20 protein-coding genes, 2 pseudogenes and 2 riboswitches are annotated in these 25,445 nt (G+C 72.2%); of the genes and pseudogenes, 12 read left to right on the top strand and 10 right to left on the bottom strand.

Going from position 1 to position 25,445, the window contains the following annotated elements:
- Window positions 1-75 precede the first annotated feature (75 nt).
- On the top strand, window positions 76-1,869 hold the full coding sequence (locus VT52_RS02365; protein ID WP_046423297.1) for an ABC transporter ATP-binding protein: 1,794 nt from the start codon (window positions 76-78) through the stop codon (window positions 1,867-1,869).
- On the top strand, window positions 1,866-3,674 hold the full coding sequence (locus tag VT52_RS02370) for an ABC transporter ATP-binding protein (RefSeq protein WP_046423299.1): 1,809 nt from the start codon (window positions 1,866-1,868) through the stop codon (window positions 3,672-3,674). Before VT52_RS02365 ends, VT52_RS02370 begins: the two co-directional genes overlap by 4 nt.
- A 57-nt stretch (window positions 3,675-3,731) precedes the next feature.
- On the opposite strand, the gene VT52_RS02375 is transcribed toward VT52_RS02370, so the two are convergent.
- From VT52_RS02375 to glgX, 4 genes and pseudogenes are all read right to left on the bottom strand, one after another.
- Window positions 3,732-4,967 carry a glycosyltransferase family 39 protein gene (locus VT52_RS02375; protein WP_046423301.1) on the bottom strand — a complete coding sequence of 412 codons (1,236 nt, stop codon included), beginning with the start codon at window positions 4,965-4,967 and terminating at the stop codon, window positions 3,732-3,734.
- A 38-nt stretch (window positions 4,968-5,005) separates the two neighbouring features.
- A pseudogene (locus VT52_RS02380) lies at window positions 5,006-5,791 on the bottom strand (dolichyl-phosphate beta-glucosyltransferase); the annotation flags it as partial.
- A 602-nt stretch (window positions 5,792-6,393) separates the two neighbouring features.
- On the bottom strand, window positions 6,394-6,900 hold the full coding sequence (locus tag VT52_RS02390) for a SigE family RNA polymerase sigma factor (RefSeq protein ID WP_046423305.1): 507 nt from the start codon (window positions 6,898-6,900) through the stop codon (window positions 6,394-6,396).
- Window positions 6,901-7,028: 128 nt separating this feature from the next.
- Window positions 7,029-9,278 carry a glycogen debranching protein GlgX gene (gene glgX, locus VT52_RS02395; protein ID WP_046423307.1) on the bottom strand — a complete coding sequence of 750 codons (2,250 nt, stop codon included), beginning with the start codon at window positions 9,276-9,278 and terminating at the stop codon, window positions 7,029-7,031.
- Window positions 9,279-9,546: 268 nt separating this feature from the next.
- On the opposite strand from glgX, the gene VT52_RS02400 reads away from it, so the two are divergent.
- The 6 genes from VT52_RS02400 to VT52_RS02425 all read left to right on the top strand — a co-directional run bounded on the left by VT52_RS02400 (window position 9,547) and on the right by VT52_RS02425 (window position 15,952).
- Window positions 9,547-10,770 carry a L,D-transpeptidase gene (locus VT52_RS02400; RefSeq protein WP_079174794.1) on the top strand — a complete coding sequence of 408 codons (1,224 nt, stop codon included), beginning with the start codon at window positions 9,547-9,549 and terminating at the stop codon, window positions 10,768-10,770.
- Between the two features lie 171 nt (window positions 10,771-10,941).
- A complete protein-coding gene (locus VT52_RS02405) occupies window positions 10,942-12,171 on the top strand; it encodes a L,D-transpeptidase (RefSeq protein ID WP_206306420.1) in 1,230 nt (409 codons plus the stop codon).
- A gap of 100 nt (window positions 12,172-12,271) precedes the next feature.
- Complete coding sequence (locus VT52_RS02410; RefSeq protein WP_046423311.1) at window positions 12,272-13,039, top strand: enoyl-CoA hydratase/isomerase family protein; 768 nt, start codon at window positions 12,272-12,274, stop codon at window positions 13,037-13,039.
- Between the two features lie 220 nt (window positions 13,040-13,259).
- Window positions 13,260-13,868 carry an ATP-binding protein gene (locus VT52_RS02415; RefSeq protein WP_107481224.1) on the top strand — a complete coding sequence of 203 codons (609 nt, stop codon included), beginning with the start codon at window positions 13,260-13,262 and terminating at the stop codon, window positions 13,866-13,868.
- 69 nt (window positions 13,869-13,937) lie between these two features.
- A complete protein-coding gene (locus tag VT52_RS02420; protein WP_046423315.1) occupies window positions 13,938-14,765 on the top strand; it encodes a polysaccharide deacetylase family protein in 828 nt (275 codons plus the stop codon).
- Window positions 14,765-15,952, top strand: a complete 1,188-nt coding sequence (locus VT52_RS02425) for a YncE family protein (RefSeq protein ID WP_046423316.1) — start codon at window positions 14,765-14,767, stop codon at window positions 15,950-15,952. The genes VT52_RS02420 and VT52_RS02425 overlap by 1 nt, the downstream gene beginning before the upstream one ends.
- On the opposite strand, the gene VT52_RS02430 is transcribed toward VT52_RS02425, so the two are convergent.
- The 6 genes and pseudogenes from VT52_RS02430 to gcvT form a co-directional block, all read right to left on the bottom strand.
- Entirely contained in the window at window positions 15,923-16,585 is a 663-nt protein-coding gene (locus VT52_RS02430; RefSeq protein ID WP_046423318.1) for a hypothetical protein, read from the bottom strand. The two genes, VT52_RS02425 and VT52_RS02430, sit on opposite strands and share 30 nt — an antisense overlap.
- 18 nt (window positions 16,586-16,603) lie before the next feature.
- A pseudogene (locus VT52_RS02435) lies at window positions 16,604-17,147 on the bottom strand (GH25 family lysozyme); the annotation flags it as partial.
- Window positions 17,148-17,218: 71 nt separating this feature from the next.
- Complete coding sequence (locus tag VT52_RS02440; RefSeq protein ID WP_046423320.1) at window positions 17,219-18,586, bottom strand: L-serine ammonia-lyase; 1,368 nt, start codon at window positions 18,584-18,586, stop codon at window positions 17,219-17,221.
- Window positions 18,587-18,642: 56 nt separating this feature from the next.
- Window positions 18,643-19,908 (bottom strand): serine hydroxymethyltransferase, encoded by a 1,266-nt coding sequence (gene glyA, locus VT52_RS02445; RefSeq protein ID WP_046423322.1) that lies wholly within the window; start codon window positions 19,906-19,908, stop codon window positions 18,643-18,645.
- 14 nt (window positions 19,909-19,922) lie between these two features.
- Window positions 19,923-20,300, bottom strand: a complete 378-nt coding sequence (gcvH, locus tag VT52_RS02450; protein ID WP_046423324.1) for a glycine cleavage system protein GcvH — start codon at window positions 20,298-20,300, stop codon at window positions 19,923-19,925.
- A gap of 131 nt (window positions 20,301-20,431) precedes the next feature.
- Window positions 20,432-21,550 (bottom strand): glycine cleavage system aminomethyltransferase GcvT, encoded by a 1,119-nt coding sequence (gcvT, locus tag VT52_RS02455; RefSeq protein ID WP_046423326.1) that lies wholly within the window; start codon window positions 21,548-21,550, stop codon window positions 20,432-20,434.
- A 44-nt stretch (window positions 21,551-21,594) separates the two neighbouring features.
- Window positions 21,595-21,706: riboswitch (glycine riboswitch) on the bottom strand.
- Window positions 21,707-21,804, bottom strand: a riboswitch (glycine riboswitch). It abuts the riboswitch before it with no gap.
- Window positions 21,805-21,998: 194 nt separating this feature from the next.
- Between gcvT and VT52_RS02460 the strand changes: the two genes are divergently transcribed.
- From VT52_RS02460 to VT52_RS02475, 4 genes are all read left to right on the top strand, one after another.
- A complete protein-coding gene (locus VT52_RS02460; protein ID WP_046423328.1) occupies window positions 21,999-22,244 on the top strand; it encodes a hypothetical protein in 246 nt (81 codons plus the stop codon).
- Between the two features lie 43 nt (window positions 22,245-22,287).
- Window positions 22,288-23,073, top strand: coding sequence for an enhanced serine sensitivity protein SseB (locus VT52_RS02465; RefSeq protein ID WP_046423330.1), 786 nt, complete (start codon window positions 22,288-22,290; stop codon window positions 23,071-23,073).
- A gap of 260 nt (window positions 23,074-23,333) precedes the next feature.
- Window positions 23,334-24,146: an enhanced serine sensitivity protein SseB C-terminal domain-containing protein gene (locus VT52_RS02470; RefSeq protein WP_046423331.1), complete on the top strand. Its 813-nt coding sequence runs from the start codon at window positions 23,334-23,336 to the stop codon at window positions 24,144-24,146.
- 297 nt (window positions 24,147-24,443) lie between these two features.
- Window positions 24,444-25,442, top strand: coding sequence for an ABC transporter permease (locus tag VT52_RS02475; protein WP_046423333.1), 999 nt, complete (start codon window positions 24,444-24,446; stop codon window positions 25,440-25,442).
- Window positions 25,443-25,445 lie beyond the last annotated feature (3 nt).

The raw sequence follows: 25,445 nt of genomic DNA on the forward strand, positions 1-25,445 counted from the left end.
TAGGACCAGCGGCGGAGCGGGGACCGGTCGAAACTCGGTGGGCGCCGCCGGTGCCGGTCCGTACGCTCGCCCGTGATGCCCACGACACATGCAACCACCCAGAACGGATCCGCCGTACGCGGCCTGCTGCGGCTGTGGCCCTATGTGCGGCCGGTGCGCGCGCGGCTGCTCACCGCGGCCCTCGTCGCGATCGTCGCCTCGTGCACGGGCCTGGTGATCCCGCTCGTCCTGAAGTGGCTGGTGGACGGCCCCGTGGCCGACCGGGACCCGGCGGGGGTCTGGCTCGGCGCCCTCTACCTGCTGCTGCTCGGGATCGCCGAGGCCGTGCTGTTCGGCGTGCGGCGCTGGCTCGTGGCCCGGCCGCTGTCGCACGTCGAGGCGGGGATGCGGGCCGACCTGTACCGGCATCTCCAGCGGCTGCCCGTCGCCTTCCACGACCGGTGGGCCTCCGGTCAGCTGCTGTCGAGGGGCACCACCGATCTGATGCTGCTGCGCATGTTCCTCGCCTTTCCGCTGACGTTCCTGCTGGTCAACGGCGTCACGATCCTGGTCGGCGTGGTGATCATGCTGGCCCAGGACTGGCTGCTCGGGCTCGTCGTGCTGGTGCCCGCGGTGCCGGTGCTGTGGACGTGCGTGGTCTTCGAGGGGCGGTACGCGCGGGTGGCGCGCCGGGCCCAGGACCAGGTGGGGGACCTGACCACGCTGGTCGAGGAGAGCGTGCTCGGCATCCGCGTCGTCAAGGGCTTCGGCCGCCACCGCAGCCAGGCACGGGCGTTCGACGCCCGCTCCGCGGACCTGCGCGGGACCGAGCTGCACAAGGCCCGGCTGCTGGCGACGATCTGGGGCGTCGTCGTCACCCTGCCGGAGGTGTCGATCGGGGCGGCGCTGGTGCTGGGCGTGATCCAGGTCGCCGACGGGGACCTCTCGGCCGGCACGCTGGTGGCCTTCCTCAGTACGGCGCTCGCGCTGCGCTGGCCCGTGGAGTCGATCGGGTTCCTGCTGGCGATGAGCCAGGAGGCGGCCACGGCCACGGAGCGGTACTTCGAGGCGATGGACGAGGCGCCGGAGCAGGAGTCGGCCGGGAGCGGGCCGCGCGACCCGGCGCCCGAGCCGGCCGCGGCCGACGAGGCCGGGCTCCGCTTCGAGAACGTCCGGTTCCGCTACCCCGACGCCGACCCCGGCTCCCCGCCGCTCCTCCACCACATCGACCTGCACGTCCGCCCCGGCGAGTCCATGGCCCTCGTCGGCGCCACCGGCAGCGGCAAGACCACCCTCACCGCCCTCGTCCCCCGCCTGCACGAGGTCACCTCGGGCCGCATCACCCTGAACGGCGTCGACATCACGGCCATGCCCCGCGAGGAACTGCGCGAGAAGGTCGCCGTGGCCTTCGAGGAACCCACCCTCTTCTCGGCCACCGTCGGGGAGAACGTCCTGATGGGCGCCCCGGAGGGCGCCGGACGGGACGATCTCGACAGCGCCCTCGAAGTCGCACGGGCCGAGTTCGCGCACGCCCTGCCGGAGGGCACCGACACCCGCGTCGGCGAGCAGGGCCTCAGTCTGTCCGGCGGCCAGCGGCAGCGGCTCGCGCTGGCTCGGGCCGTCGTCGGCCGCCCCCGGTTCCTGGTCCTGGACGATCCGCTGTCCGCGCTGGACGTGCACACCGAGGCCGCCGTGGAGGCCGCGCTGCGCCGGGTGCTCGCGGACACCACCGCGCTGATCGTGGCGCACCGCCCCTCCACCGTGCTGCTCGCCGACCGGGTGGCGCTGCTCTCCGGCGGCCGGATCGCGGCCGTGGGCACGCACCAGGAACTGCTGCGCTGCAACGCCGAGTACGCACACCTCATGTCCGGCGAGGAGGACCCCCGTTGACCGCCACGAGCCCCGGCGACCCGTTCGAGCAGGACCTCCTGCCCTCCCCGCCCGGCGCCACCGCCGCCCTGCTGCGCTCACTGCTCGCGCCGATGCGTGCCCGCGTCGCGCTGACCACCACCGTGCTGCTCCTCCAGCAGGCGGCCGTCCAGGTCGGACCGCTGCTGGTGGCGTACGCCATCGACCGCGCCGTACCCGCCTTCCGGGACCACCGGTACGGGCCGCTGATCGCGGTGGGCGCCGGCTGTCTGCTGTGCGCGCTGCTCTCCGGCGGGCTCCAGATGGCGTTCGTGCGGCAGACCGCGCGGGTCAGCCAGGACGTGCTGCTCGACCTGCGCGGGCGGATCTTCCGGCACGCGCAGGCGCTGAGCATCGACTTCCACGAGCGGTACACCTCCGGGCGGCTGATCTCCCGCTCCACCACCGACGTGGAGTCGTTGCGGGAGCTGATGGAGGACGGGCTCCAGGAACTGGTGACCGTCGTCCTGTCCTTCGTCTACATCTCGGCCATGCTGCTGTGGCTGGACCTCGGGCTCGGCGCGGTCGCGGTCGGCTCGTTCGTTCCGCTGTACTTCCTGATCCGGCTCTACCAGCGGCGCGCGGGACGGGTGTTCCGGGCGCGGTCCACGGCGATCGCGGCGGTGATCGTGAAATTCGTGGAGACGATGAACGGCATCCGCCCGGTGCGCGCCTTCCGCCGGGAGGCGGCCAACGACGCCGCGTTCGCCGCGCTGAACCGCGCCCACGAGCGGACCAACGGGGACTCGCTCCTGGAGATGGCCCGCTATGTGGTGGGCTCCCGGCTGGTCGCCAACACGGCGGTCGCGGGCATCGTGCTCTGGGGCGCCTACCGGGTGGCGGACGGCTCGCTGGAGCTGGGTGTGCTGGCCGCGGCGGTGCTGTATCTGCGCCGCCTGTACGACCCGATCGACCGGCTCGGGATGTTCCTGAACTCCTACCAGTCGGCCGCCGCGTCCCTGGAGAAGATCGCCGGGCTGCTGGCCCGGACACCGTCCGTGCCCGAACCGGTCACGCCCCGCGAACTGCCGCCGCCCCGCGACGGGTTCCCGGGCCGCGAGGTGACGTTCGACGGGGTCCGCTTCGCCTACGGCACCGGCGGCGAGGTGCTGCCACGCTTCGACCTGACCCTGCCGGCCGGGCAGACGGTGGCCGTGGTCGGCTCCACCGGCGCGGGCAAGTCCACCCTGGCCAAGCTGCTCGCCCGCTTCTACGACCCCACCGAGGGGCGCGTGCTGCTCGACGGGGTGGACCTGCGCGACCTGCCCACCGCCGAACTGCGGCGCGGTGTGGTGATGGTGACCCAGGAGGCGTTCCTGTTCTCCGGGACCGTCGCGGACAACATCGCGATCGGCCGTCCGGACGCTTCCAGGGCGGAGATCGAGCGGGCCGCGAAGGTGATCGGCGCGCACGAGTTCATCAGCACGCTGCCCGACGGCTACGACACCGATGTCCGCAAGCGCGGTGGCCGTATCTCCGCCGGTCAGCGCCAACTGGTCGCCTTCGCACGGGCGTTGCTCGCCGACCCGGCCGTCCTCATCCTGGACGAGGCCACCAGCTCCCTGGACATCCCCGGCGAACGGGCCGTCCAGCGGGCCATGTCCACCGTCCTGCGCGGCCGCACCGCCGTGGTCGTCGCGCACCGCCTGTCCACGGTCGAGATCGCCGACCGCGTCCTGGTGATGGCCGACGGCCGGGTCGTCGAGGACGGCCGCCCCGCCGAACTCGTCGCGGGCGCGGGCAGGTTCGCCGACCTCCACAAGGCGTGGCGGGACAGCCTGGTCTGAGGGGGACACCGGTGCTCCGGCCGGGCGCCGCCCCTGCGGGTCGCGCACGCGGAGCGGCTAGGGCACCCCCAGCTCGAACAACGCGTACCCGGCGTACGAGCCGGAGGCCAGCGCGGCGAACGCGAGGACCGTGCACAGCATCGGCAGGGAGAGCCGGCGCAGGGCGGAGGCCAGTGGGAGGAACAGGGGGAAGCAGGGGAGCAGATAGCGCGAGACGTTGGCGAAGATCTGCTGGCTGCCGAGGACCAGGGCCAGGGTGAGAACCGTGTACACCACCAGTACCGCCGGCGGCCGCAGTCGTATCAGCAGCGGCAGCAGCGTGCAGGCGAGCAGGACGACACCCACGCCGATCATGTCCGCGTAGGGGTAGGCGAAGAGGTAGTCGCCGAACCGGCCCACCGGTACCGACCGCAGCACGTCCAGGGTCTGGCTGCCCCAGTCGAAGCGGTGCGCCCACGCGCCCGACTGGAGCTTGAAGTAGCCGCCGAGGTCGCCCATCCGGTCACCGACCCACAGCAGATAGCCGAGCAGCCCGAGCGGGGCCAGCGCCAGGGCCAGCAGCGGCCGCACCACACCGTCCTCGCGGCGCCGCACCGCCAGCAGCGCCGCCACCGCCAGCGCGGCGATCAGCGCGGCGGCCGTGGGCCGGTTGAGCCCCGCGCTGAAGGTGAGCACCCCGGCGGCGAGCCAGCGCCGGGTCAGCACGGCGTAGCAGGCCCAGACGGCCAGGGCCACGTAGAGGGAGTCGGAGTAGACCGCCCACTCCACGCCCGAGCCCGGCCACACCGCCCACAGCCCGGCCGCGGCGAACCCCGCGCGCCGGCCGCCGAAGCGTTCCGCCACCGCGTAGACGCCGAGCGCGGCCGCGAAGGACGCGAGGATCGACACCAGCAGCCCGGCGCCGTACGAGCCGAGGCCGGTCACCGCGGAGGTCATCCGGATCAGCGCGGGGTACAGCGGGAAGAACGCCGCCGAGTTGCCCTCCAGCGTGATCATCCCGGTGGCGCCCGGTACGGGGACCAGCTTCGGGTCGTAACCGTGCAGCGCGATCTGCTGGTACCACCAGCCGTCCCAGGTCGCCAGCACGTCCCAGGCGTGCGCCCCGCCGCCGAAGCGGGGGTCCTTGGCCCGGTAGTCACCGGCGGCGGACAGCAGGTACATGAAGGAGCAGAAGCCGGCCAGCTTCAGCGCGCCGAACACGGCGAGGACCGGCCCGTGCCGGCGGGCGGCCAGGCGCAGGCGGGAGCCGGGTGCGAGGGCCGGGGCGAGGGGCCGCGGCAGGGTCGCCGTCACGCGGCCGGACGGGGACGGCGGGCACGCGTGCCCGCGGCGGCCGGGGTGCGCCGCATCCGGGCGATCCCGCGCAGGTCGGCCAGCGCGGTGGCGAGGATGTCGACACTGCTGTCGGGGTCGTCCACCCAGTCCACCGGTACCTCGTGGATCCTGAGCCCGGCCCGTTCGGCGAGCACCAGCAGCTCGGTGTCGAAGAACCAGTGCTCGTCCCGCACCAGCGGCAGCAGCCGCTCGGCGGTCTCGCGGCGCACCGCCTTGAAGCCGCACTGCGCGTCCGAGAAGCCGACGGCGAGCGCCCAGTGCAGCAGCGTGTTGTAGCAGCGCGAGATCACCTCGCGCTTGGGCCCGCGCACCACCCGCGCGCCGGCCGCGAGCCGGGTGCCGATGGCCAGGTCGGAGTGGCCGGATATCAGCGGCGCGACGAGCGGCAGCAGCGCCGCGAGTCCGGTGGACAGGTCGACGTCCACATACGCCAGCACCGGCGCCCGGGACCCCGACCAGGCCGCCCGCAGCGCCCGGCCGCGGCCCTTCACCGGCAGCCGCAGCGAGGTCACCTCGGGGATGTCCAGGGCGAGCCGGGCCGCGATGTGCGGGGTGCGGTCGGTGCTCGCGTTGTCGGCGATCGTGATCCGGAAGGGGTAGGGGAACGTGTCCCGCAGATGGGCGTGCAGCCGCCGGACGTTCGGCTCCAGGTCCTTCTCCTCGTTGAACACCGGCACGACCAGGTCCAGTACGGGCTCGTCGTGGTGGACGGGCAGCGGGGCGCGCCGGGGCGCGGGGGCCTGGACCGGCGTGGCGGGCCGGGCCGGTCGGATGCTGATCATGTGGTTCCCCGTTCGCTGTTCGCGGTGGCGGTCGTGGTGGGCGGCGGGGCCGAGGCCGTCTCGGGAGGGTTCGGCGGGTACGACGTGGCCGGCGTCGTACCGGGAGCACCGGGCGTCGACGTCGCTCCGTCCGGAAACGGGGAGGAGGTCGATGACGAACCCGGGTCCGAACTCCGGGTCGAAGCCGGTGTCGAACTCGGGGCCGGACCCTGGGTCGAACTCGGTGTCGAACTCGGCGACGTGGTCGGCGAGACGGTGGACGTACCGCTCGGCGGGGCCGAGGGCGAGGGCGCCGGGCTGGTGGCGGGCCGGGGCCCCGGCCCGCCGGGCAGCACCTCGGTGTTCCCGTGCGGCCACAGGAACAGCCCGAGGCCGATCCCCGCGACCACCGCCGCGGAACCGGCGGCCCGGTACGCCGCGCGCACCCGGCGGCGGGTGCGCACCCCCGCCCGCAGCCGCTCCCGGTGCCGCGGCTCGAACGGGGCCGGCTCCTGCGTCCGGTGCATCAGCCGCGTCAGCCGCTGTTCAAAACCGTCGGGCCCCTCGGTGCCGTCGGCCCCGCCGAGACCGGTCCCCTCCACGTGATTCCCGAGCTTCATCACTCACCCCACCGGCTCGACGACGTCCGACAGCAACTGCCGCAGCCGGGCCACCCCGCGCGCGGCATGGGACCGTGCGGTGCCGACCGGGCAGCCGAGGGTCTCGGCCACCTGCCGGTCGGGCAGGTCCTGGTAGTAGCGCAGGACCACGGCGGCCCGCTGGCGCGGCGTCAGCCGCGCGAGGGCGGCCTCCAGACGGGAGCGTTCGGCCACGGTCGCCGACAGATCACCGCCGGCCGCCACCTCGGGCAGCTCCTCCACGGGCCGCTCGCCCCACCAGCGCCGCCGCGCCGACCGGGCCGCCGCCCGCGCCAGCACCGTGCGCACGTACGCCTCCGGCGCCTCGTCGGCCACCTTCGGCCAGGCGAACCACAGCTTGACCAAGGACTCCTGCAACAGGTCCTCGGCACGGTGCCGATCGCCCCCGGTGAGCAGACGGGCCAGGTGGCACAGGACCGACCAGCGGGCCGCCACGAACGCGTCGTACTCACCGGCCCGAGCCTGCTCCATTCCCACGGTCCCCGTTCTCGCCGGCGCTCTTCACAAGGGGTAAGGCCCTGGACCCCCTCGTACGCTGCACCCGCGGCACGTGATCCGCGTCACGCGCGGCCGCCGCACCGGCGCGGCCGGTCCCGGACTCAGCCGGCGCCCGGACCCCGCGGGACCCGCAGCAGCAGCGCCGCCCGCCCCGGCACCGTGAGTTCCGTGCCCGCCGGGTACGCCGTGCCGGGCGCCGCCGACTGGTCCTCGCGGGAGGTGTCCACCACCATCTCGTAGCGCTCGGCCCACGGCGGGCCCGGCAGCACGAAGCCGGTCGGCTCCGCGCCCGCGTGCAGCACGGCGAGGAAGCTGTCGTCCACCACCTGCGCGCCCCGCTCGTCACGGCCCGGGATGTCCCGTCCGGACAGGTACATGCCGAGCGTGGCCGCGGGCGCGTACCAGTCGCCCTCGGTCATCTCCGCGCCCCGCGCGGTGAACCAGGCCAGGTCGCGCAGCCCGTCCGCGGCCTGCGCCCGCCCGGAGAAGAAGGCGCGCCGGCGCAGCACCGGATGCCGGTGGCGCAGCGCGATCAGCCGCGAGGTGAGGGAGAGCAGATCCCGCCAGCCCGGCTCCTCCAGGAGCGACCAGTCCAGCCAGCCGGTCGCGTTGTCCTGGCAGTACGCGTTGTTGTTGCCGCCCTGGGTGCGCCCGAACTCGTCGCCGGCCACCAGCATCGGCACCCCGGTGGACAGCAGCAGCGTGGTGAGCAGATTGCGCAGCTGCCGGCGGCGCAGGGCCCGGACGTCCGCGTCCGCCGTCTCACCCTCCGCGCCGCAGTTCCAGGACCGGTTGTCGTCGGTGCCGTCCCGGTTGTCCTCGCCGTTGGCCTCGTTGTGCTTGCGCTCGTACGACACCAGGTCCCGCAGCGTGAAGCCGTCGTGCGCGGTGACGAAGTTGACCGAGGAGTACGGGCGGCGCCCGCCCCAGGCGTACAGGTCGCTGGAGCCGGACAGCCGGTAGCCCATCTCGCGCACGTCGGGCAGCGCGTGCCGCCAGAAGTCGCGGACGGTGTCCCGGTAGCGGTCGTTCCACTCGGCCCACAGCGGCGGGAAGGCGCCCACCTGGTAGCCGCCGGAGCCGACGTCCCAGGGCTCGGCGATGAGCTTGACCCGGCGCAGCACCGGGTCCTGGGCGATCACCGCGAGGAAGGGCGAGAGCATGTCCACGTCGTGCATCGAGCGGGCGAGCGCCGCCGCGAGGTCGAAGCGGAAGCCGTCCACGCCCATCTCGGTCACCCAGTAACGCAGCGAGTCGGTGATCAGCCGCAGTACCTGGGGCCGCACCACGTGCAGGGTGTTGCCGCAGCCGGTGTAGTCCGCGTAGCGGCGGGCGTCGTCCTGGAGCCGGTAGTAGGCGCGGTTGTCGATGCCCTTCAGCGACAGCGTCGGCCCGAGTTCCCCGGCCTCCGCGGTGTGGTTGTAGACCACGTCGAGGATGACCTCGATGCCGGCCGCGTGCAGCGCGCGCACCATCCGCTTGAACTCGCCGACCTGCTGCCCGGCCGTACCGGAGGCGGCGTAGGCGGCGTGCGGGGCGAAGTAGCCGACGGAGTTGTAACCCCAGTAGTCGGACAGGCCCCGGCGCAGCAGGTGGTCCTCGTGCGCGAACTGGTGGACGGGCAGCAGCTCCACCGCCGTCACGCCCAGCCGCACCAGGTGTTCGACGGCGGCCGGGTGGGCGAGCCCGGCGTAGGTGCCGCGCAGTTGTTCGGGGACGCCGGGGTGCAGCCGGGTGAAGCCGCGGACGTGCAGCTCGTAGATGACCGAGTCCGCCCAGGGCGTCTTGGGGCGGCGGTCGTCGGACCAGTCGTCGTCGTCGTGGACGACGACACCCTTCGGGACGTGGGGCGCCGAGTCCCGCTCGTCGCGCACCGTGTCGGCGACGTGCTGCTCCGGCCAGTCCCGCACATGGCCGTACACCTCGGCCGGGAGGGTGAATTCGCCGTCCACCGCCCGCGCGTACGGATCGAGGAGCAGCTTCGCCGGATTCCAGCGGGCGCCGGTCCACGGGTCCCAGCGGCCGTCCACCCGGTAGCCGTACCGCTGTCCGGGCAGCACACCCGGCACGAAGCCGTGCCAGATCTCGTGCGTCAGCTCGGTCAGCGGGACGCGTGTCTCGCGGCCGTCCGCGTCGAACAGGCACAGCCGGACCGCCTGTGCCCCGGCCGCCCAGAGCGCGAAGTTGGTGCCCGCCACCCCGTCCGGGCCGACCCGGAACCGGGCCCCCAGCGGCGTCGACGCCCCCGGCCACACCGGCGGTCCGGGCACCGGGGCGCGCCGGGCTCCGTTCGTCGAGGGCGCCGCGGCCCGCCCCTTGGCCGGTGCCCGCTGCTCGGCTGCGCTCGTCACCTGTCGGCCCCTCTTCCAGTGGCTCGGCCCGGGGCGGCGCAGCCCGCCGCCCCGGGCCGCCGGGCAGGCCCGAAGGCACCCGGACGGACCCGGCGCGGCACAGCGCCCCGGGCCGCCGGCGGACCCGGCCGCCCGGTGCGGCCGCGCCCCTCGGCTCCGGTGCGGGCGCGGCGATCGGCTCCCCGACGTGTCGTCCTTCCCACAGTTCTGCCCACCGCATGGCTCGCACTCACGTTTCCCAGGAGCGTGCCCGCTCGTTGAGCAGCGCGTGAGGCACGTACATGGGCGCGCACGGCGCGCGGGGGCCGCACTGGCGGCCGTACTGACATGGGCCGGACTGCTGGCCGGATGCTCCGCGGGCGGCTCGGGCCCGCTGGGCCTGGGCGGCAGACCCGGCGGAACCTCGGCACCCGGGGACACGATCCGGATCGCCCCGGACGACGGCAGCACTGCCGTCCCCCAGAGCACGCGGCTGCGGGTGCGGGTGCCCGACGGCCGCCTGGAGAAGGTGAAGGTCGTCAAGGAACAGGACGCGCGGGCCAGCCAGGTCCCCGGGCACCTCAGCGCCGACGGACTGACCTGGCGGCCGGACGACGACCGGCTGGCGCTCGCCGCCAGGTACACCGTGGACGCGGTGGCACTGGACTCCGGCGGCCGCCGCTCGGCCCGGCACGCCTCCTTCACCACCTACGTCCCCGGCAAGCGGTTCATCGCCTACGCCACCCCGGAGAACCGCTCCCTGGTCGGCACCGGGGAGATCGTCTCCCTGGCCTTCAGCACGGACATCGTGAACAAGGCGGCCGTCGAACGCGCGGTGCGCGTCACCGCGCGGCCCGCGGTGGAGATCCGCGCCCACTGGTTCGGCAAGAACCGGCTCGACTTCCGCCCGGAGAAGTACTGGAAGCCCGGCACCAAGGTCACCGTCGACCTCGGCCTGCGGGACGTCGAGGCCGCCAAGGGCGTCTACGGGCTCCAGGCCAAGTCGTTCTCCTTCACCATCGGGCGCAGCCAGACCTCCCTGGTCGACGCGGCGGCGCACACCATGCAGGTGCGGCGTGACGGCCGGCTGCTCGCCACCGTCCCGATCACCGCGGGCGCCCCGGCGAACCCCACCTACAACGGCAAGATGGTGGTGATGGAGATGTTGGAGGAGACCCGGATGAACAGTCAGACGGTCGGCTTCGGCGGTGAGTACGACATCCCCGACGTCCCGCACGCCATGCGGCTCACCGACTCCGGCACCTTCCTGCACGGCAACTACTGGGACCCGAGCGCTCCCGGCGTGGCCAACGTCAGCCACGGCTGTGTGGGTCTCAGGGACGTCCAGGGCGGCAGTTCGGACACCCCCGCCGGGTGGTTCTTCGACCGCAGCCTCGTCGGTGACGTCGTGGAGATCGTCAACAGCCAGGACAAGACCGTCGACCCGGGCAACGGCTTCGGCGGGTGGAACCTGTCCTGGCAGGCGTGGAAGGCGGGTTCCGCGGTGAAATAGCCTCGTGGGAGGGCCACAGGGCGGCGCGCGGGGGGACGGTGCGGGTGGCAGGCGGAAGTTGCGACGGAACGGTGACATTCGCCTGACACCCCGCTCAAATCCGGGCAGTTAGTATTCGCGCACCGATGTGGTGGGGAGCGGGCCGAGCAGGCCCGGCGAGGGGAGAACAACTTGAACGTGCGGCCGATATCGGGGGCGTCGGTGGCGAGGCGGCGGCGCGCCGCAGGGGGGCTCATAGCCGGCTCCCTGGTGCTGTCGCTCGCGGCGTGCGGCGGAAGCGGGGGCGGCAAGGACGGCGGCAAGGACGACGGCAAGGGGGCCGCGACCCAGCAGGGCCGGCCCTCCACCGCCGCCGTCAGCATCGCCCCGCAGCAGGGGGCCACGGGTGTCGCCACCGACGGCGCCCTGAAGGTCAGCGCGGCCCGGGGCAAGTTGACGGAGGTCACCGTCAAGAACGCCAAGGGCGCGAAGGTCGCCGGCGACATCGCCGGTGACGGCGGCTCCTGGACGCCGGCCACCCATCTGGCCGCCGGCACCAGGTACACGGTGCACGCCGTCGCCAAGGACACCGACGGCAAGACCACCACCAAGGACTCCAGCTTCACCACCCTCACCCCGAAGAGCACCTTCACCGGATACTTCACGCCCGAGGACGGCTCGACGGTCGGTGTCGGCATGCCGTTCTCCGTCAACTTCTCCCGGGGGATCACCCATCCCGGCGCCGTCGAGAAGTCCATCAAGATCAAGACGGACCCGCCGGTCGACGTCGAGGGCCACTGGTTCGGCAACGACCGGCTCGACTTCCGCCCCGAGAACTACTGGAAGTCCGGCACCAAGGTCACCGTCGACCTCGACCTCGACGGTGTCGAGGGCCGCGACGGCGTCTACGGCAAACAGCACAAGACGGTGTCCTTCACCATCGGCCGCAGCCAGGTCTCCGTCGTGGACGCGAGCAAGCACACGATGAAGGTCACCCGCGACGGCAAGGTGATCAAGACCCTCCCGGTGACCACCGGCAAGCCCGGTTACGACACCTGGAACGGCCAGATGGTCATCAGCGAGAAGCTGTCCGTGACCCGGATGAACAGCGAGACGGTCGGCTACGGCGGCGAGTACGACATCAAGGACGTCCCGCACGCCATGCGCCTGACCACCTCCGGCACCTTCGCGCACGGCAACTACTGGGGCGGCGGCGCCTTCGGCAACTACAACTCCAGCCACGGCTGCATCGGCCTGCGCGACGTGAAGGGCGGCTACGACTCCGCGACGCCGGCCGCGTGGTTCTTCGACCACTCGATCCTCGGCGACGTGGTGGTCGTCAAGCACTCCCACGAGAAGACCGTGGACCCGGCGAACGGGCTCAACGGCTGGAACCTGTCCTGGGCGGACTGGAAGAAGTAGTCCCCTCGGGGACGGGGCGAGCCTCGTGCGACGTGCGGGCCCGGTGCTGTGACCTACGGCACCGGGCCCGCCGCCGTTAGTCGCCGTTAACCTGAGCCGTATGACCGTCACTCTTGATGTCGCCGAAGGCGTCGGCACGCTGCGTCTCGACCGCCCCCCGATGAACGCGCTGGACGTCGCCACCCAGGACCGGCTGAGGGAACTCGCCGAGGAGGCCACGCGCCGCGACGACGTGCGCGCCGTGGTGATCTACGGCGGGGAGCGGGTGTTCGCGGCGGGCGCGGACATCAAGGAGATGCAGAACATGGACCACACCGCGATGGTCCTGCGCTCCCGCGGCCTCCAGGACGCCTTCACCGCCGTGGCCCGGATCCCCAAGCCGGTCGTCGCCGCCATCACCGGCTACGCCCTCGGCGGCGGCTGCGAACTCGCCCTGTGCGCCGACTACCGCATCGCGGCCGAGGGCGCCAAGCTCGGCCAGCCCGAGATCCTGCTCGGCCTGATCCCGGGCGCCGGCGGCACCCAGCGCCTGCCGCGTCTGGTCGGCCCCTCCAAGGCCAAGGACCTCATCTTCACCGGCCGCATGGTCAAGGCCGACGAGGCCCTGGCGATCGGCCTGGTGGACCGGGTCGTCCCGGCCGCCGAGGTCTACGAGCAGGCGCACGCCTGGGCCGCCCGGCTCGCCCAGGGGCCGGCCGTCGCGTTGCGGGCGGCCAAGGAGGCCGTCGACGTCGGCCTGGAGACGGACATCGACACCGGCCTCGCGGTCGAACGCAACTGGTTCGCGGGCCTGTTCGCCACCGAGGACCGCGAGCGCGGTATGCGCAGCTTCGTGGAGGAGGGGCCCGGTAAGGCCAAGTTCCTCTAGACGACTGCGGGTTGGCGGAGGAATTCCCGGAGTTCCTTTAAAGCGCAACTGAACTCCCGTGAATCGACCAGCAGTTGATGGGTCATCTCGCGGGGATCCCTCGATGGGACGGATTATGGGAGCCTTAAAGCACCCTTAAGTCTTTCTGGTCGAGGGAGCCCCGCGATTGCCCGCGAGCGAGGCGTCCTCGCAGCTCAGTCGGGGTGTACTGGCCAGTGACATGCCTTCGGCATATGCCAGACGTGCGGTGCACGGCGGGGGCGCACGGGGGGCGTATTCCTCCGGAACGGCCCCCAGGACCGCTTGCGACGGCCATCATGGGGGCATGGCGGGGCTGGAGGGCATCGAACAGCCGCGGGGACACAGCCGCGCTTCCGCGGCACGCTGGTCGCCCACGGTCGAGGACGAACAGGCGCTCAAGGCGCTCGAACTGTTCGGCAATCCGACGGAGCGCGAGGTGCAGCTGCCGTCCCGCCCGGAATCCGCCGCCACCGCCCGCCGTCTCGCCCAGGTCGTGGTCCTGCGCACCTGGCGGCTCACCCCCAAGCTGACCGAGGACACGGTCCTGCTCGTCTCCGAACTGGTCGGCAACGCGGTACGGCACACCGGCGCCCGTGTCTTCGGCCTGCGCATGCGCTGCCGTCCGGGCTGGATGCGCGTCGAGGTGCGCGATCCCTCCCGGGGGCTGCCCTGCCTGATGCCGGTCCAGGAGCTGGACGTCAGCGGCCGGGGCCTGTTCCTGGTCGACAAGCTGTCCGACCGCTGGGGGGTCGATCTGCTGCCGCGCGGCAAGACGACCTGGTTCGAGATGCGGGTGAACGAGCGGTAGGGGCGTTCGCGGCACGCCTCCTGACACCAAGTAGGACAAAGCGCGCTTTTCTTACCTTTCCTCTCTTAAATGGCGTGGGTGACCACCACCAACCGCCGTGACGCGCTGCGCGCGGGCGCCGGACTCGTCGCGGGCGGCGCGCTCGCCGCCGGATGCGGCACGGGCCGGACGGCCGACGCCGCCGCCAGGTCCGCCACCGCGCGGTCCGCCCCCGTGCGGTCCCCCGCCACCGCCGGGACCGCCGCGAAATCCGCACCCGCCGACCGTCCGGCCCCCGCCCCCCGCGCCTTCCCCGGCCTGCCCGCGCAGATCACCCACGGCCCGCGCACCCGCCCCCGGGTCGCGCTCACCTTCCACGGCCAGGGCGACCCGGGCATCGCCCACACCCTGCTCAGCACCGCCGAGCGGTACGGCGCCCACCTCACCGTGCTCGCCGTCGGCACCTGGCTGGACGAGCACCCCGACATCGCCCGCCGCATCCTCGACGGCGGCCACGACCTCGGCAACCACACCCAGCGGCACATCTCCGTCAACGACCTCGCCGAGGCCGAGGCCCGCAAGGAGATCACCGACTGCGCCGACCGGCTCAGACGGCTCACCGGTTCCATCGGCACCTGGTTCCGTCCCTCCCGCGCGCCCACCGCCTCCGCGCTCGTCGCCGCCCTGGCCCGCCGGACGGGCTACCCGCACGTGCTGTCGTACGACGTGGACTCGCTCGACTACACCCGCCCCGGCGCCGCCGCCGTCACCCGCAAGGTCCTCTCGGAGGTGCGGGAGGGCTCGGTGGTGAGTTTGCATTTCGGTTACGAGGACACCGTCGCCGCCCTGCCCGACGTCCTCACGGAATTCGACCGCCGCAAACTGAGTGCCGTCACCACCACGGAGCTGCTGAGCTGATGCGAACCACGAAAGCCGCCCGCCGGCTGGCCGCCGTCGCCGCCCTCACCGCCCTGGCCCTGGTGTCCGCCTGCAGCGGCCAGGGCGCGCACCGCGCGAACGAGGCCGTCGGCAGCAGTCCGCCGGCCCAGCCGCAGGTGGACCAGGCGCGGGTGAACGTACTGCCCGGCATGCCCCCGGTCGAGGACCCGGCGGACATCTACGCGGCGGACCGGCCGGGCATGCTCTCCCCGGTGGTCAAGGACTTCCCCTCCCGGGTGTACGTCCCCAACACCAACTCCGACACCGTCACCGTCATCGACCCCGGGACCTACAAGGTCATCGACACCATCCCGGTCGGCCGCCAGCCCCAGCACGTGGTGCCCTCCTGGGACCTGAAGACCCTGTGGGTCAACAACGACCTCGGCAACAGCCTGACCCCCATCGACCCGCGCACCGGCAAGGCGGGCAAGCCGGTCGCCGTGCACGACCCGTACAACCTGTACTTCACACCCGACGGCAAGTACGCGATCGTCATGGCCTCCATGGACCGCCAGCTGGTCTTCCGCGACGCCCACACCATGAAGACCGTCAAGGCGGTGCCGGTCAGCTGTTACGGCGTCAACCACGCGGACTTCTCCCGCGACGGCCGCTACTTCATCGTCTCCTGCGAGTTCAGCGGCGAGATCCTCAAGGTCGACACCGCGAGGATGAAGGTGGTCGGCCAGCAGAAACTGTCCGTGCACGGCTCCATGCCGCAGGACGTCAAGGTCTCCCCGGACGGCAAGCGGTTCTACATCGCCGACATGAAGGCCGGCGGTGTGTGGATCCTGGACGGCGACAAGTTCACCAAGCCGTCTCTCCTCTACACCGGCAAGGGCGCGCACGGCCTCTACGTGAGCCGCGACTCCCGTGAGATGTACATCTCCAACCGCGGCGAGGGCACCATCTCCGTCTTCGACTTCGCCCGGAACAAGCTGACCAAGAAGTGGGAACTGCCCGGCGGCGGCAGCCCGGACATGGGCGGCGTCTCCGCCGACGGCAAGGTCCTGTGGCTGTCCGGCCGCTACAACGCCGAGGTGTACGCCATCGACACCCGCACCGGCAAGGAGCTGGCCCGCATCCCGGTCGGCAGCGGCCCGCACGGTCTCGCGGTCTACCCCCAGCCGGGCCGCTACTCACTGGGGCACACGGGCGTCTTCCGCTGAGCCGGGGAGCCGGAGCAGCAGCTCCGCGCCGACGGCACCGTAACCGGCCGCCTGGAACGCCCGCAGACTACGGGCGTTCCCCGGCGCCACCTGCGCCCACAACGGTTCGCCGGCCAGCTGCCGGGCCGCGGCCGCCAGCCGCCGGCCCAGGCCCTTCTCCCCGGCCCCCTCGTCCACCTCCACGGAGACCTCCAGCCGCCCGGCCGTCCCGCGCCCCGTCACCAGCACCCCGCCGTCCGCCTGCCAGGCCCGCACGTCGTCGCGGCGCTCGCGCGCGTACCGGATCCGGGGATGACCGGCGTCCCGGATCTCCGTCAGCGCGAGCGGGGGGACGCCGGGGAGCGGGGCGGCCACCAGCACCGCGTCCACCGTCTCCGCCCGCCGCCCGGTGCGCTCCAGCAGCGCGGCCAGGAAGCGCGGGTGCAGGGCGGCCGCCAGCGGATCGCAGTCCAGGCCGCGCAGCGTCCCGTACACCCATGCCGGGTCCTCGTCCGTGACGACGACGGAGTGCGCGGTGAACGCCAATACGCCCGCGTGCCGGGGTCCGGGCTGCGGCAGGACCACCGTACGGCCGTCCGCGGGCGGGAACACGCCCCGGGCCACACCGTCGAGGATCTCCCGTACGGTCCGCAGACGCCATCCCTCCTTCGGTCAGGGGGCACCCCTGTGCGCGTCAGCCGGCCGCCCACTGCTTGACGCCGCCTCGGAGGAGAAGTCTGCCAGGTCCTTGTCGAGGGGCCGGCTCGCGTATTGGTGGAAACGCCACTCGGCCTTGATGCGGAGTCTGCCCGCGGTGACGTAGTCGGCGATCCAGAGATCGTCGCCCGCACAGGAGGTGCGGTCGATGTTGAGCCAGAAGTCTCTGTTGGTCTAGAGCACGACCCTGTTGTGCGGCCGCAGTTGTTTCAGTCTGCGGATGAAACCGTCCTTTTCCGCGTTGCCGGCGTGCGTGCCGTCTCCCGTGCTCTCCCGGTCGACGGCCAGGATGTCGCCGGCGCGTTCCCGGGCCGTGCCGGAGGAAGTGGTCGGCCTGCGCGGTGAGATCGCCCGGACACAGGAAGTGGTAGAAACCCACGACCAGTCCGGCGTCACGGCCGGTCCTGGTCCGCGCGGTGAGGCGGGGGTTCACGTACGAACGACCCTCGGTCGCCTTGATGAAAACGAAGGAGAGCCCGTCCGTGTCATATGACGTGGACCCGCGCCGGACGGCCGGCCGGGCCGGTCCGCGGCAGCCATGATCTTTTCCGCGGACCGACCAGGTGGATGTCAGCACTCGATGATGTTCACCGCCAGCCCGCCCCGCGCCGTCTCCTTGTACTTCACGGACATGTCCGCGCCGGTCTCCTTCATGGTCTTGATGACCTTGTCGAGGGAGACCATGTGCGAACCGTCCCCGCGCATCGACATCCTGGCCGCCGTGACCGCCTTCACCGCGGCCATGCCGTTGCGTTCGATGCACGGGATCTGGACGAGGCCGCCGACCGGGTCGCAGGTCAGGCCCAGGTTGTGCTCCATGCCGATCTCGGCGGCGTTCTCGACCTGTTCGGGGGTGCCGCCCAGGACCTCGGCGAGCGCCCCCGCCGCCATGGAGCACGCGGAACCGACCTCGCCCTGGCAGCCGACCTCGGCGCCGGAGATGGAGGCGTTCTCCTTGAAGAGCATGCCGATCGCGCCCGCGGCCAGCAGGAAGCGGACCACGCCGTCCTCGTCCGCGCCCGGCACGAAGTTGATGTAGTAGTGCAGCACCGCGGGGATGATGCCGGCCGCGCCGTTCGTCGGGGCGGTCACCACCCGGCCGCCGGCCGCGTTCTCCTCGTTCACCGCCATCGCGTAGAGCGTGATCCACTCCATCGCCCGCGCCAGCGGCTCGCCCTCGGCGCGCAGCTGGCGCGCGGAGACGGCCGCCCGGCGGCGGACCTTGAGCCCGCCCGGCAGGATGCCCTCACGGGTCAGGCCGCGCTGCACGCACGCCCGCATCACCCGCCAGATCTCCAGCAGGCCCTCGCGGATCTCCTCCTCGGTGCGCCAGGCCCGCTCGTTCTCCAGCATCAGGGAGGAGATCGAGAGGCCGGTCTCCTTCGTCAGGCGCAGCAGCTCGTCGCCCGTGCGGAAGGGGTACTTCAGGACCGTGTCGTCCAGCACGATCCGGTCCGCGCCGACCGCGTCCTCGTCCACGACGAAGCCGCCGCCGACGGAGTAGTACGTCTTGCCGAGCAGCTCCGCGCCCGAGGCGTCGTACGCCCGTATCGTCATGCCGTTGGCGTGGTACGGCAGAGCCTTGCGGCGGTGCAGGACCAGGTCGTCGTCGAAGGAGAAGGCGATCTCGTGCTCGCCGAGGAGCGCGAGCCGCCCCGAGTTCCTGATCGACTCCACCCGGTCGTCGGCGGACTCCACGTCGACCGTGCGCGGGGAGGCGCCCTCCAGGCCGAGCAGCACCGCCTTGGGGGTGCCGTGGCCGTGTCCGGTCGCGCCGAGCGAGCCGTACAGCTCGCAGCGCAGGGAGGCGACCGGGGCCAGCAGATCCTCGTTGCGCAGCCGGTGCGCGAACATGCGCGCCGCGCGCATGGGACCGACCGTGTGGGAGCTGGACGGGCCTATGCCGATCGAGAACAGGTCGAAGACCGAGATGGCCACGGTCACTCCTTGGGGCAGTGGTGGGGCACTCTCCGTCGAGTGCCCCACCCGGGGACTTACTTGTTCAGAGCCGGGTACAGCGGGTGCTTGTCGGCCAGGGCCGTCACCCGGGCCTTGAGGGACTCCGCGTCGTACGACGGCTTCAGTGCCTCGGCGATCACGTCCGCGACCTCGGCGAAGTCCTCGGCCGTGAAGCCGCGGGTCGCGAGCGCGGGCGTGCCGATCCGCAGGCCCGAGGTGACCATCGGGGGACGCGGGTCGTTCGGGACCGCGTTGCGGTTGACCGTGATGCCGACCTCGTGCAGCCGGTCCTCGGCCTGCTGCCCGTCCAGCTCGGAGGCGCGCAGGTCGACCAGGATCAGGTGCACGTCCGTGCCGCCGGACAGCACGTTCACCCCGGCCTCACGGGCGTCCGCGGCCGTCAGGCGCTCGGCGAGGATGCGGGCACCCTCCACCGTACGGCGCTGGCGCTCCTTGAAGTCCTCGGAGGCCGCGACCTTGAAGGAGACCGCCTTCGCCGCGATCACCTGCTCCAGGGGACCGCCCTGGAAGCCCGGGAAGACGGACGAGTTGAGCTTCTTCGCGAATTCCTTCTTCGCCAGGATGATGCCGCCGCGCGGGCCGCCCAGGGTCTTGTGCGTCGTGGAGGTGACCACGTCCGCGTGCTCGACCGGGTTCGGGTGCAGACCGGCGGCGACCAGGCCCGCGAAGTGCGCCATGTCGACCCACAGGTACGCCTCGACCTCGTCGGCGATCCGGCGGAACTCGGCGAAGTCCAGCCGGCGCGGGTACGCCGACCAGCCCGCGATGATCACCTTGGGGCGGTGCTCCTTGGCGAGCCGCTCGACCTCGGCCATGTCGACCAGGCCCGTCTCCTCGTCCACGTGGTACGCGACCACGTCGAACTGCTTGCCGGAGAAGTTCAGCCGCATGCCGTGGGTCAGGTGGCCGCCGTGCGCCAGGTCCAGGCCGAGGATGGTGTCCCCGGGCTGGGCCAGCGCGAACAGGGCCGCCTGGTTGGCGGAGGCGCCGGAGTGGGGCTGCACGTTGGCGTACTCGGCGCCGAACAGCTCCTTGATCCGGTCGATGGCGATCTGCTCGGCCACGTCGACGTGCTCGCAGCCGCCGTAGTAGCGGCGGCCCGGGTAGCCCTCGGCGTACTTGTTGGTGAGGACCGAGCCCTGGGCCTCCATCACCGCGAGCGGCGCGAAGTTCTCGGACGCGATCATCTCGAGCGTGGACTGCTGGCGGAGCAGCTCGGCGTCGACCGCGGCGGCGATCTCCGGGTCCAGCTCGTGCAGGGGCGTGTTCAGGACAGTCATACGGTCACGACTCCTCAGCCTGCGATGTGGGCGTCGTACTCGGCGGCGGAGAGCAGGTCGGCCGGCTCGCCCGCGAGGCGGACCTTGAACAGCCAGCCGCCCTCGAAGGGCTCGGAGTTCACCAGCGACGGGTCGTCGACGACGTTCTCGTTGATCGCGGTGACCTCGCCGGTGACCGGGGAGTACAGGTCGGAGACCGACTTGGTGGACTCCAGCTCACCGCAGGTCTCGCCCGCCTCGACGGTGGAGCCGACCTCGGGGAGCTGGGCGTAGACCACATCGCCGAGCGCGTTGGCCGCGAACTCGGTGATGCCGACCGTCGAGACGCCTTCGTCGGCGCCCGACAGCCACTCGTGCTCCTTGCTGTAGCGCAGCTGCTGGGGGTTGCTCATGGCCTGAATTCTCCTGTACGCGCGGGAGTGGTGATGACGGGGGGAGGGCGCTGACCGCCGGTGGGCGGGCGAATGTGCGCGGGGTCACGTTTCCGCCCGTCGGGGGCGGGGGCGGCGACCGGGCTCGCTGTCTACTTCTGGCGCTTGTAGAACGGCAGCGCGACGACCTCGTAGGGCTCGTGCGTGCCGCGGATGTCCACGCCGACGCCCTCGGTGCCGGGCGCGGCGTGCGCCGCGTCGACGTACGCCATGGCGATCGGCTTGCCCAGGGTGGGGGAGGGGGCGCCGGAGGTGACCTCGCCGATCACCGTGCCGTCCGCGACCACCGGGTACCCGGCGCGCGGGACCCTACGACCCTCGGCGATCAGGCCGACCAGGACGCGCGGGGGGTTCTGCTCCGCGCGGGCGGCGGCCTCGACGAGCGCGGCGCGCCCCACGAAGTCACCCTCCTTCTCGAACTTGACCACGCGGCCGAGCCCGGCGTCGAAGGGGGTCAGCGAGGTGTTCAGCTCGTGCCCGTACAGCGGCATGCCCGCCTCCAGGCGCAGCGTGTCGCGGCAGGACAGTCCGCAGGGCACCAGGCCGGCGCCCTCGCCGGCCTCGGTCAGCGCCTGCCACAGCTCGACAGCGTGCTCGGGCTTCACGAACAGCTCGAAGCCGTCCTCGCCGGTGTAGCCGGTGCGGGCGATCAGCGCGGGAACGCCGGCGACGGTGCCGGGCAGGCCCGCGTAGTACTTCAGACCGTCCAGGTCGGCGTCGGTGAGGGACTTCAGGATGCCGGGGGAGGCCGGGCCCTGGACGGCGAGCAGGGCGTAGGCGTCCCGGTCGTCGCGTACCTCGACGTCGAGGCCGCCGGAGCGCTCGTCCAGCGCGTCCAGGACCACCTGGGCGTTGGAGGCGTTGGCGACGACCATGTACTCGGTCTCGGCGAGGCGGTAGACGATCAGGTCGTCCAGGATGCCGCCGTCGGCCCGCACGATCATCGTGTAGCGGGCGCGGCCGACACCGACGGAGGCGATGTTGCCGACCAGGGCCATGTTCAGGAACTCGGCGGCCTCGGGGCCGGTGACGGTGATCTCGCCCATGTGGGAGAGGTCGAACAGGCCCGCCCTGGTCCGCACGGCCAGGTGCTCGTCACGCTCCGAGCCGTAGCGCAGGGGCATGTCCCAGCCCGCGAAGTCGGTCATCGTCGCACCGAGCGAGCGGTGCACGGCGTCCAGCGCGGTGTGTCGGAGTTCGGTACTGCTCATCGGTCGGTCGTCTCCCAGGGCAACAGGGATGGGGCGAGGAACGTTCCTCCCCATCTGTCATCGGAACCTGAGAGGTTCGCCGGGACCGCCACGGGGGCGACCACGGCTTGCACCTTGGGTGGGGCCGCTGTCACACGGCCCGCTTTTCAGATGTGCCTCGCCCGCGCGGTAACGGGGCCTGAGAGATTCAAGGGAGGGACTTGCTCCTTCGGCGCCCCAGCGAAGCCTGCTGGGGACTCTCCCGCGCGGATTCAAACGGCCGGTATGCAGTTGGCGGCCACATCATTGCACGTCGGGACCCCGCCCGTCAGGGGCCGTATCCGTAACCGACCCGTGGCGGTACGCGCACCCGCCCGGGGCACATCGGACATTGCCTTCCCTTTGCTTCTGCCGGGCATGGGTATTGCGAACCGCGGGGGGAGGACGGACGATCACGGTGGACAGGACCATGGCGCACGCGACCCGCGTCCCGGTGCCGAGCGGCCCCACCTGGGCCGGCGCGAGCGCGGCCGCGCCGTCCTCCCGCCTCGCCTCCCGCCGCCACCCGCGTACGACGGCCCGGCCGCTCGGCGCGGCCGGGCGGGGCGAGGTGCCCGCGGGCTGCGGCTCTGCGGTGCCGCCGGACCGGGCCGCGGTGGACGTTGTACAGCGGATCGTGTTCACGGTGTTCGGCTCCGTCACCGGTACCCGTTAGCCTTCGTGGTCACAGCAGTGGTTTCCCAGCAGGCGGTAGGCAGATGGACTTCCCGGCGGACATTCCCGCGGACTTCCCGGCACAGGCGCACCCCCACCCGCACAGCGGTTGGCCCGGCAACGAACTGGAGGAGGTGCTCTCGGCCTCCCTCGGCATACCCGCGGCGGGCGGCCGGATCATCGAGGTCCTCGGCCGCAGCTTCGTCTGGGTGCCGCTGCCGGCCGGCGGCGGTCCGGGCGGCGGCCCGCTGGACCTGCCCACCCTGGACATCGAGGGCCAGGCGTTCGTCCCGGTGTTCAGCTCCGAGGAGCAGTTCCGCCAGGCCGTCGGCTCCCACATGTCGTACACCATCGCCCCGGCCGTGGAGTTCGCCCGCGGACTGCCCCCGCAGGCGGGCATCGCGGTGAACCCCGGCGGCACGGTCGGCATCCCGCTCCCGCCGGAGGCCGTCGCCGAGCTGTGCCGCGCCGGGCACACCCCGCTGGACGGCCCCGCCACCGGCGGCCGCGTCCGCCTGTTCGAGCCCGACTGGCAGGACGACCCGGTCGACTTCCTCTCCGCCGCGTCCGCCGAGTTCGCCGCGACCGGCGTGGTCCGCACCGCCCGCCGCTGCCTGGCCGCCATCGAGAACGCCGACCCGGTCATGTTCGTCGGCGTGGAACTCTCCCAGTGGGACGGCGACTTCCGCGCCCTGCCCCTGGAGGCCCTGGGCCGCGCCCTCGGCCAGGTGCCGACCGCCTGGCCGGTCAACCTGATCCTGCTGGACGTGACGGACGACCCGGTGGCCGAATGGCTGAAGTCGAGCGTCCGGCCCTTCTACGTTCGCTAGTGCCGTGGCAGGCGACGTCCGCCCCGTCGCGACGCCCTGCACGCACTCTCGCCGCACCGGCCGAAAGCCCGAGTACGTCCAGTGCGAGGGCTTCCGTCCGGCACGCCGAGAGCACGTACCGGACGCCGCTCCTTGACGGGCGAACGCTGCCTGCCGCGGCACTAGCCACGGTCCGGGCGAACGGACAACGGGCTCCGTGCCCGTCGGCGCATAAGCTGTCTCCACACGCGGGTCACGATGGAGAAGAAGGGCACGACAAGGTGAGCGCCACCCACAGCGGAAGCGTCGAACACACGCTCCGCCACGTCACGCCCGGACGCTACGACGCCTACGAGGCCCTGCTGCGCGCCCTCGCCACCCCCTCCGCCGGCCAGATCTGGATGCTGCTGTGGCACGGCCAGGCCGGCTCCGCGGACGCCCAGTACGGGGACATGGAGGTCGGCGGCTGCCACTACGCGCCCTGTGTCACCTCCGCCCAGGAGCTGTCCGCCAGTGGCTGGAACCGCTCGTACGAGGTGGTCGACGGCCTGGACGTCGCCCGCACCCTCTACCCCGACCACTACGGCCTCTGGCTGAACCCGCACGCCCCCGGCGGCGGTGTCGGCATCCCCTGGCTGGACCTGCGCCGCATCGCCACCGGCCTGGACCGGCAGCCCGCGGGACCCCTGCGGCTGACGGAGCCCGGCATCGAGATCCCGCAGTTCTACGCCCTGCTCGCGCAGCACGCCCACCGCACCCCCGCCCTGCGCTCCCTGCGCCGCGCCTGGGTGCAGCCGGCGCTCGGGGCGCCGTACCTCGCCATCGGCCTGGACCTGTACGAGACCTCGCCCGCCGCGGTCGACTCGGTGCGCGCGATGATGCAGCTCTCCGTCGGTGCCGTCCCCGAGGGCCTGCCCGTCTCCACGGTCGCGATGACCGACGACCACGACCCGGTCGTGATGTGGATGCGGGCCAAGGCCCGGCCGTTCTACGACCGCGAGGCCCACGCGGCCGCGCCCGCGGGCCGTCCGGCGCCCCAGGTCCAGTCCCCGGCGCCGGGGTACGGCTATCCGCCGGTGCACGGCGGTTACTGAGGTTCCGCCGGATCGGACGCCGTTCCCGCGCTACCTCCCGAACCGCGGCATTACGGCGTTGTGTCCCAACTGAGCCGTGTCCGAGGGGCGTTACCCACTGTCCGGATAACGGAATCCTCCGCAGTGCATCACGGTTGCGCATACTTTCACCGCCAGATCTGGCGAGTGATCGCAGGGACGCTGAAGACTCCCCACTCAGACCACGAGGCGTAAGAACTCGTGTTCGCTTGCAAGTCGACAAAGCCGCAAACCGCGGCAGCGCAGGCCGGTCACCACCGGCGAGAGGGGTCGCACATCGTGACCGCACCGATCGAGACCACCGGGGCGGCAGCCGACGCGCAGCCTGAGGCTGTGCTGGCGGGAGCCGACAAGGGGCGGATCGAGGGTCGTTCCCTGGGCCAGATCGCCTGGACCCGCTTCAAGCGGGACAGAGTCGCCGTGGCCGGCGGCGTCATCGTGATCCTGCTGATCCTGCTGGCCATCCTCTCGCGCCCCATCCAGGCCGTCTTCGGCCTCGACCCCAACGCCTTCCACCAGGGTCTTATCGACCCCAACACCTCGCTGCCCAAGAGCAGTTGGGGTGGTATGGGCTCGGACCACCCGCTCGGTGTGGATCCGAAGTTCGGCCGGGACATCGCCACCCGCATCCTGGAGGGCTCCTGGGTCTCGCTGGTCGTCGCCTTCGGCGCCACGGTCCTGTCCAACGTGATCGGCGCGATCATGGGTGTGATCGCCGGCTACTACGGCGGCCGCGTCGACTCGATCATCAGCCGGCTGATGGACACCTTCCTCGCCTTCCCGTTGCTGCTGTTCGCCATCGCGATCTCCGCAACCCTCCAGGGCGGCGCCTTCGGCCTGAACGGTCTTCCGCTCCACCTCGCCGTACTGATCTTCGTGATCGGCTTCTTCAACTGGCCCTACCTGGGCCGGATCGTGCGCGGCCAGACGCTGGCCCTGCGTGAACGCGAGTTCGTCGATGCCGCCCGCGGCATGGGCGCCAAGGGGCCGTACATCCTCTTCCGCGAGCTGATGCCGAACCTGGTCGGCCCGATCATCGTCTACTCGACGCTGCTCATCCCGACCAACATCCTCTTCGAGGCGTCCCTGAGCTTCCTCGGTGTCGGCATCCAGCCCCCGCAGGCCTCCTGGGGCGGCATGCTCCGCGAAGCTGTCACCTACTACCAGGTCGATCCCCAGTACATGATCGTGCCCGGCCTTGCCATCTTCATCACCGTCCTCGCGTTCAACCTGCTCGGCGACGGTCTCCGCGACGCTCTCGACCCGCGCAGCCGCTAGGCA

This window comes from Streptomyces malaysiense (genome assembly GCF_000980885.2).
GTDB lineage: Bacteria > Actinomycetota > Actinomycetes > Streptomycetales > Streptomycetaceae > Streptomyces > Streptomyces malaysiense.

Excerpts from the sequence above, each read along its gene's own strand:
- VT52_RS02410 (WP_046423311.1), top strand. The coding sequence starts at position 12,272 with ATGACCGTCACTCTTGATGTCGCCGAAGGCGTCGGCACGCTGCGTCTC.
- VT52_RS02415 (WP_107481224.1), top strand. The coding sequence starts at position 13,260 with ATGCCTTCGGCATATGCCAGACGTGCGGTGCACGGCGGGGGCGCACGG.
- VT52_RS02365 (WP_046423297.1), top strand. The coding sequence starts at position 76 with ATGCCCACGACACATGCAACCACCCAGAACGGATCCGCCGTACGCGGC.
- VT52_RS02390 (WP_046423305.1), bottom strand. The coding sequence starts at position 6,900 with ATGGAGCAGGCTCGGGCCGGTGAGTACGACGCGTTCGTGGCGGCCCGC.
- VT52_RS02420 (WP_046423315.1), top strand. The coding sequence starts at position 13,938 with ATGGCGTGGGTGACCACCACCAACCGCCGTGACGCGCTGCGCGCGGGC.
- VT52_RS02465 (WP_046423330.1), top strand. The coding sequence starts at position 22,288 with ATGGACTTCCCGGCGGACATTCCCGCGGACTTCCCGGCACAGGCGCAC.
- VT52_RS02425 (WP_046423316.1), top strand. The coding sequence starts at position 14,765 with ATGCGAACCACGAAAGCCGCCCGCCGGCTGGCCGCCGTCGCCGCCCTC.
- gcvH (WP_046423324.1), bottom strand. The coding sequence starts at position 20,300 with ATGAGCAACCCCCAGCAGCTGCGCTACAGCAAGGAGCACGAGTGGCTG.
- VT52_RS02460 (WP_046423328.1), top strand. The coding sequence starts at position 21,999 with ATGGCGCACGCGACCCGCGTCCCGGTGCCGAGCGGCCCCACCTGGGCC.
- glyA (WP_046423322.1), bottom strand. The coding sequence starts at position 19,908 with ATGACTGTCCTGAACACGCCCCTGCACGAGCTGGACCCGGAGATCGCC.
- gcvT (WP_046423326.1), bottom strand. The coding sequence starts at position 21,550 with ATGAGCAGTACCGAACTCCGACACACCGCGCTGGACGCCGTGCACCGC.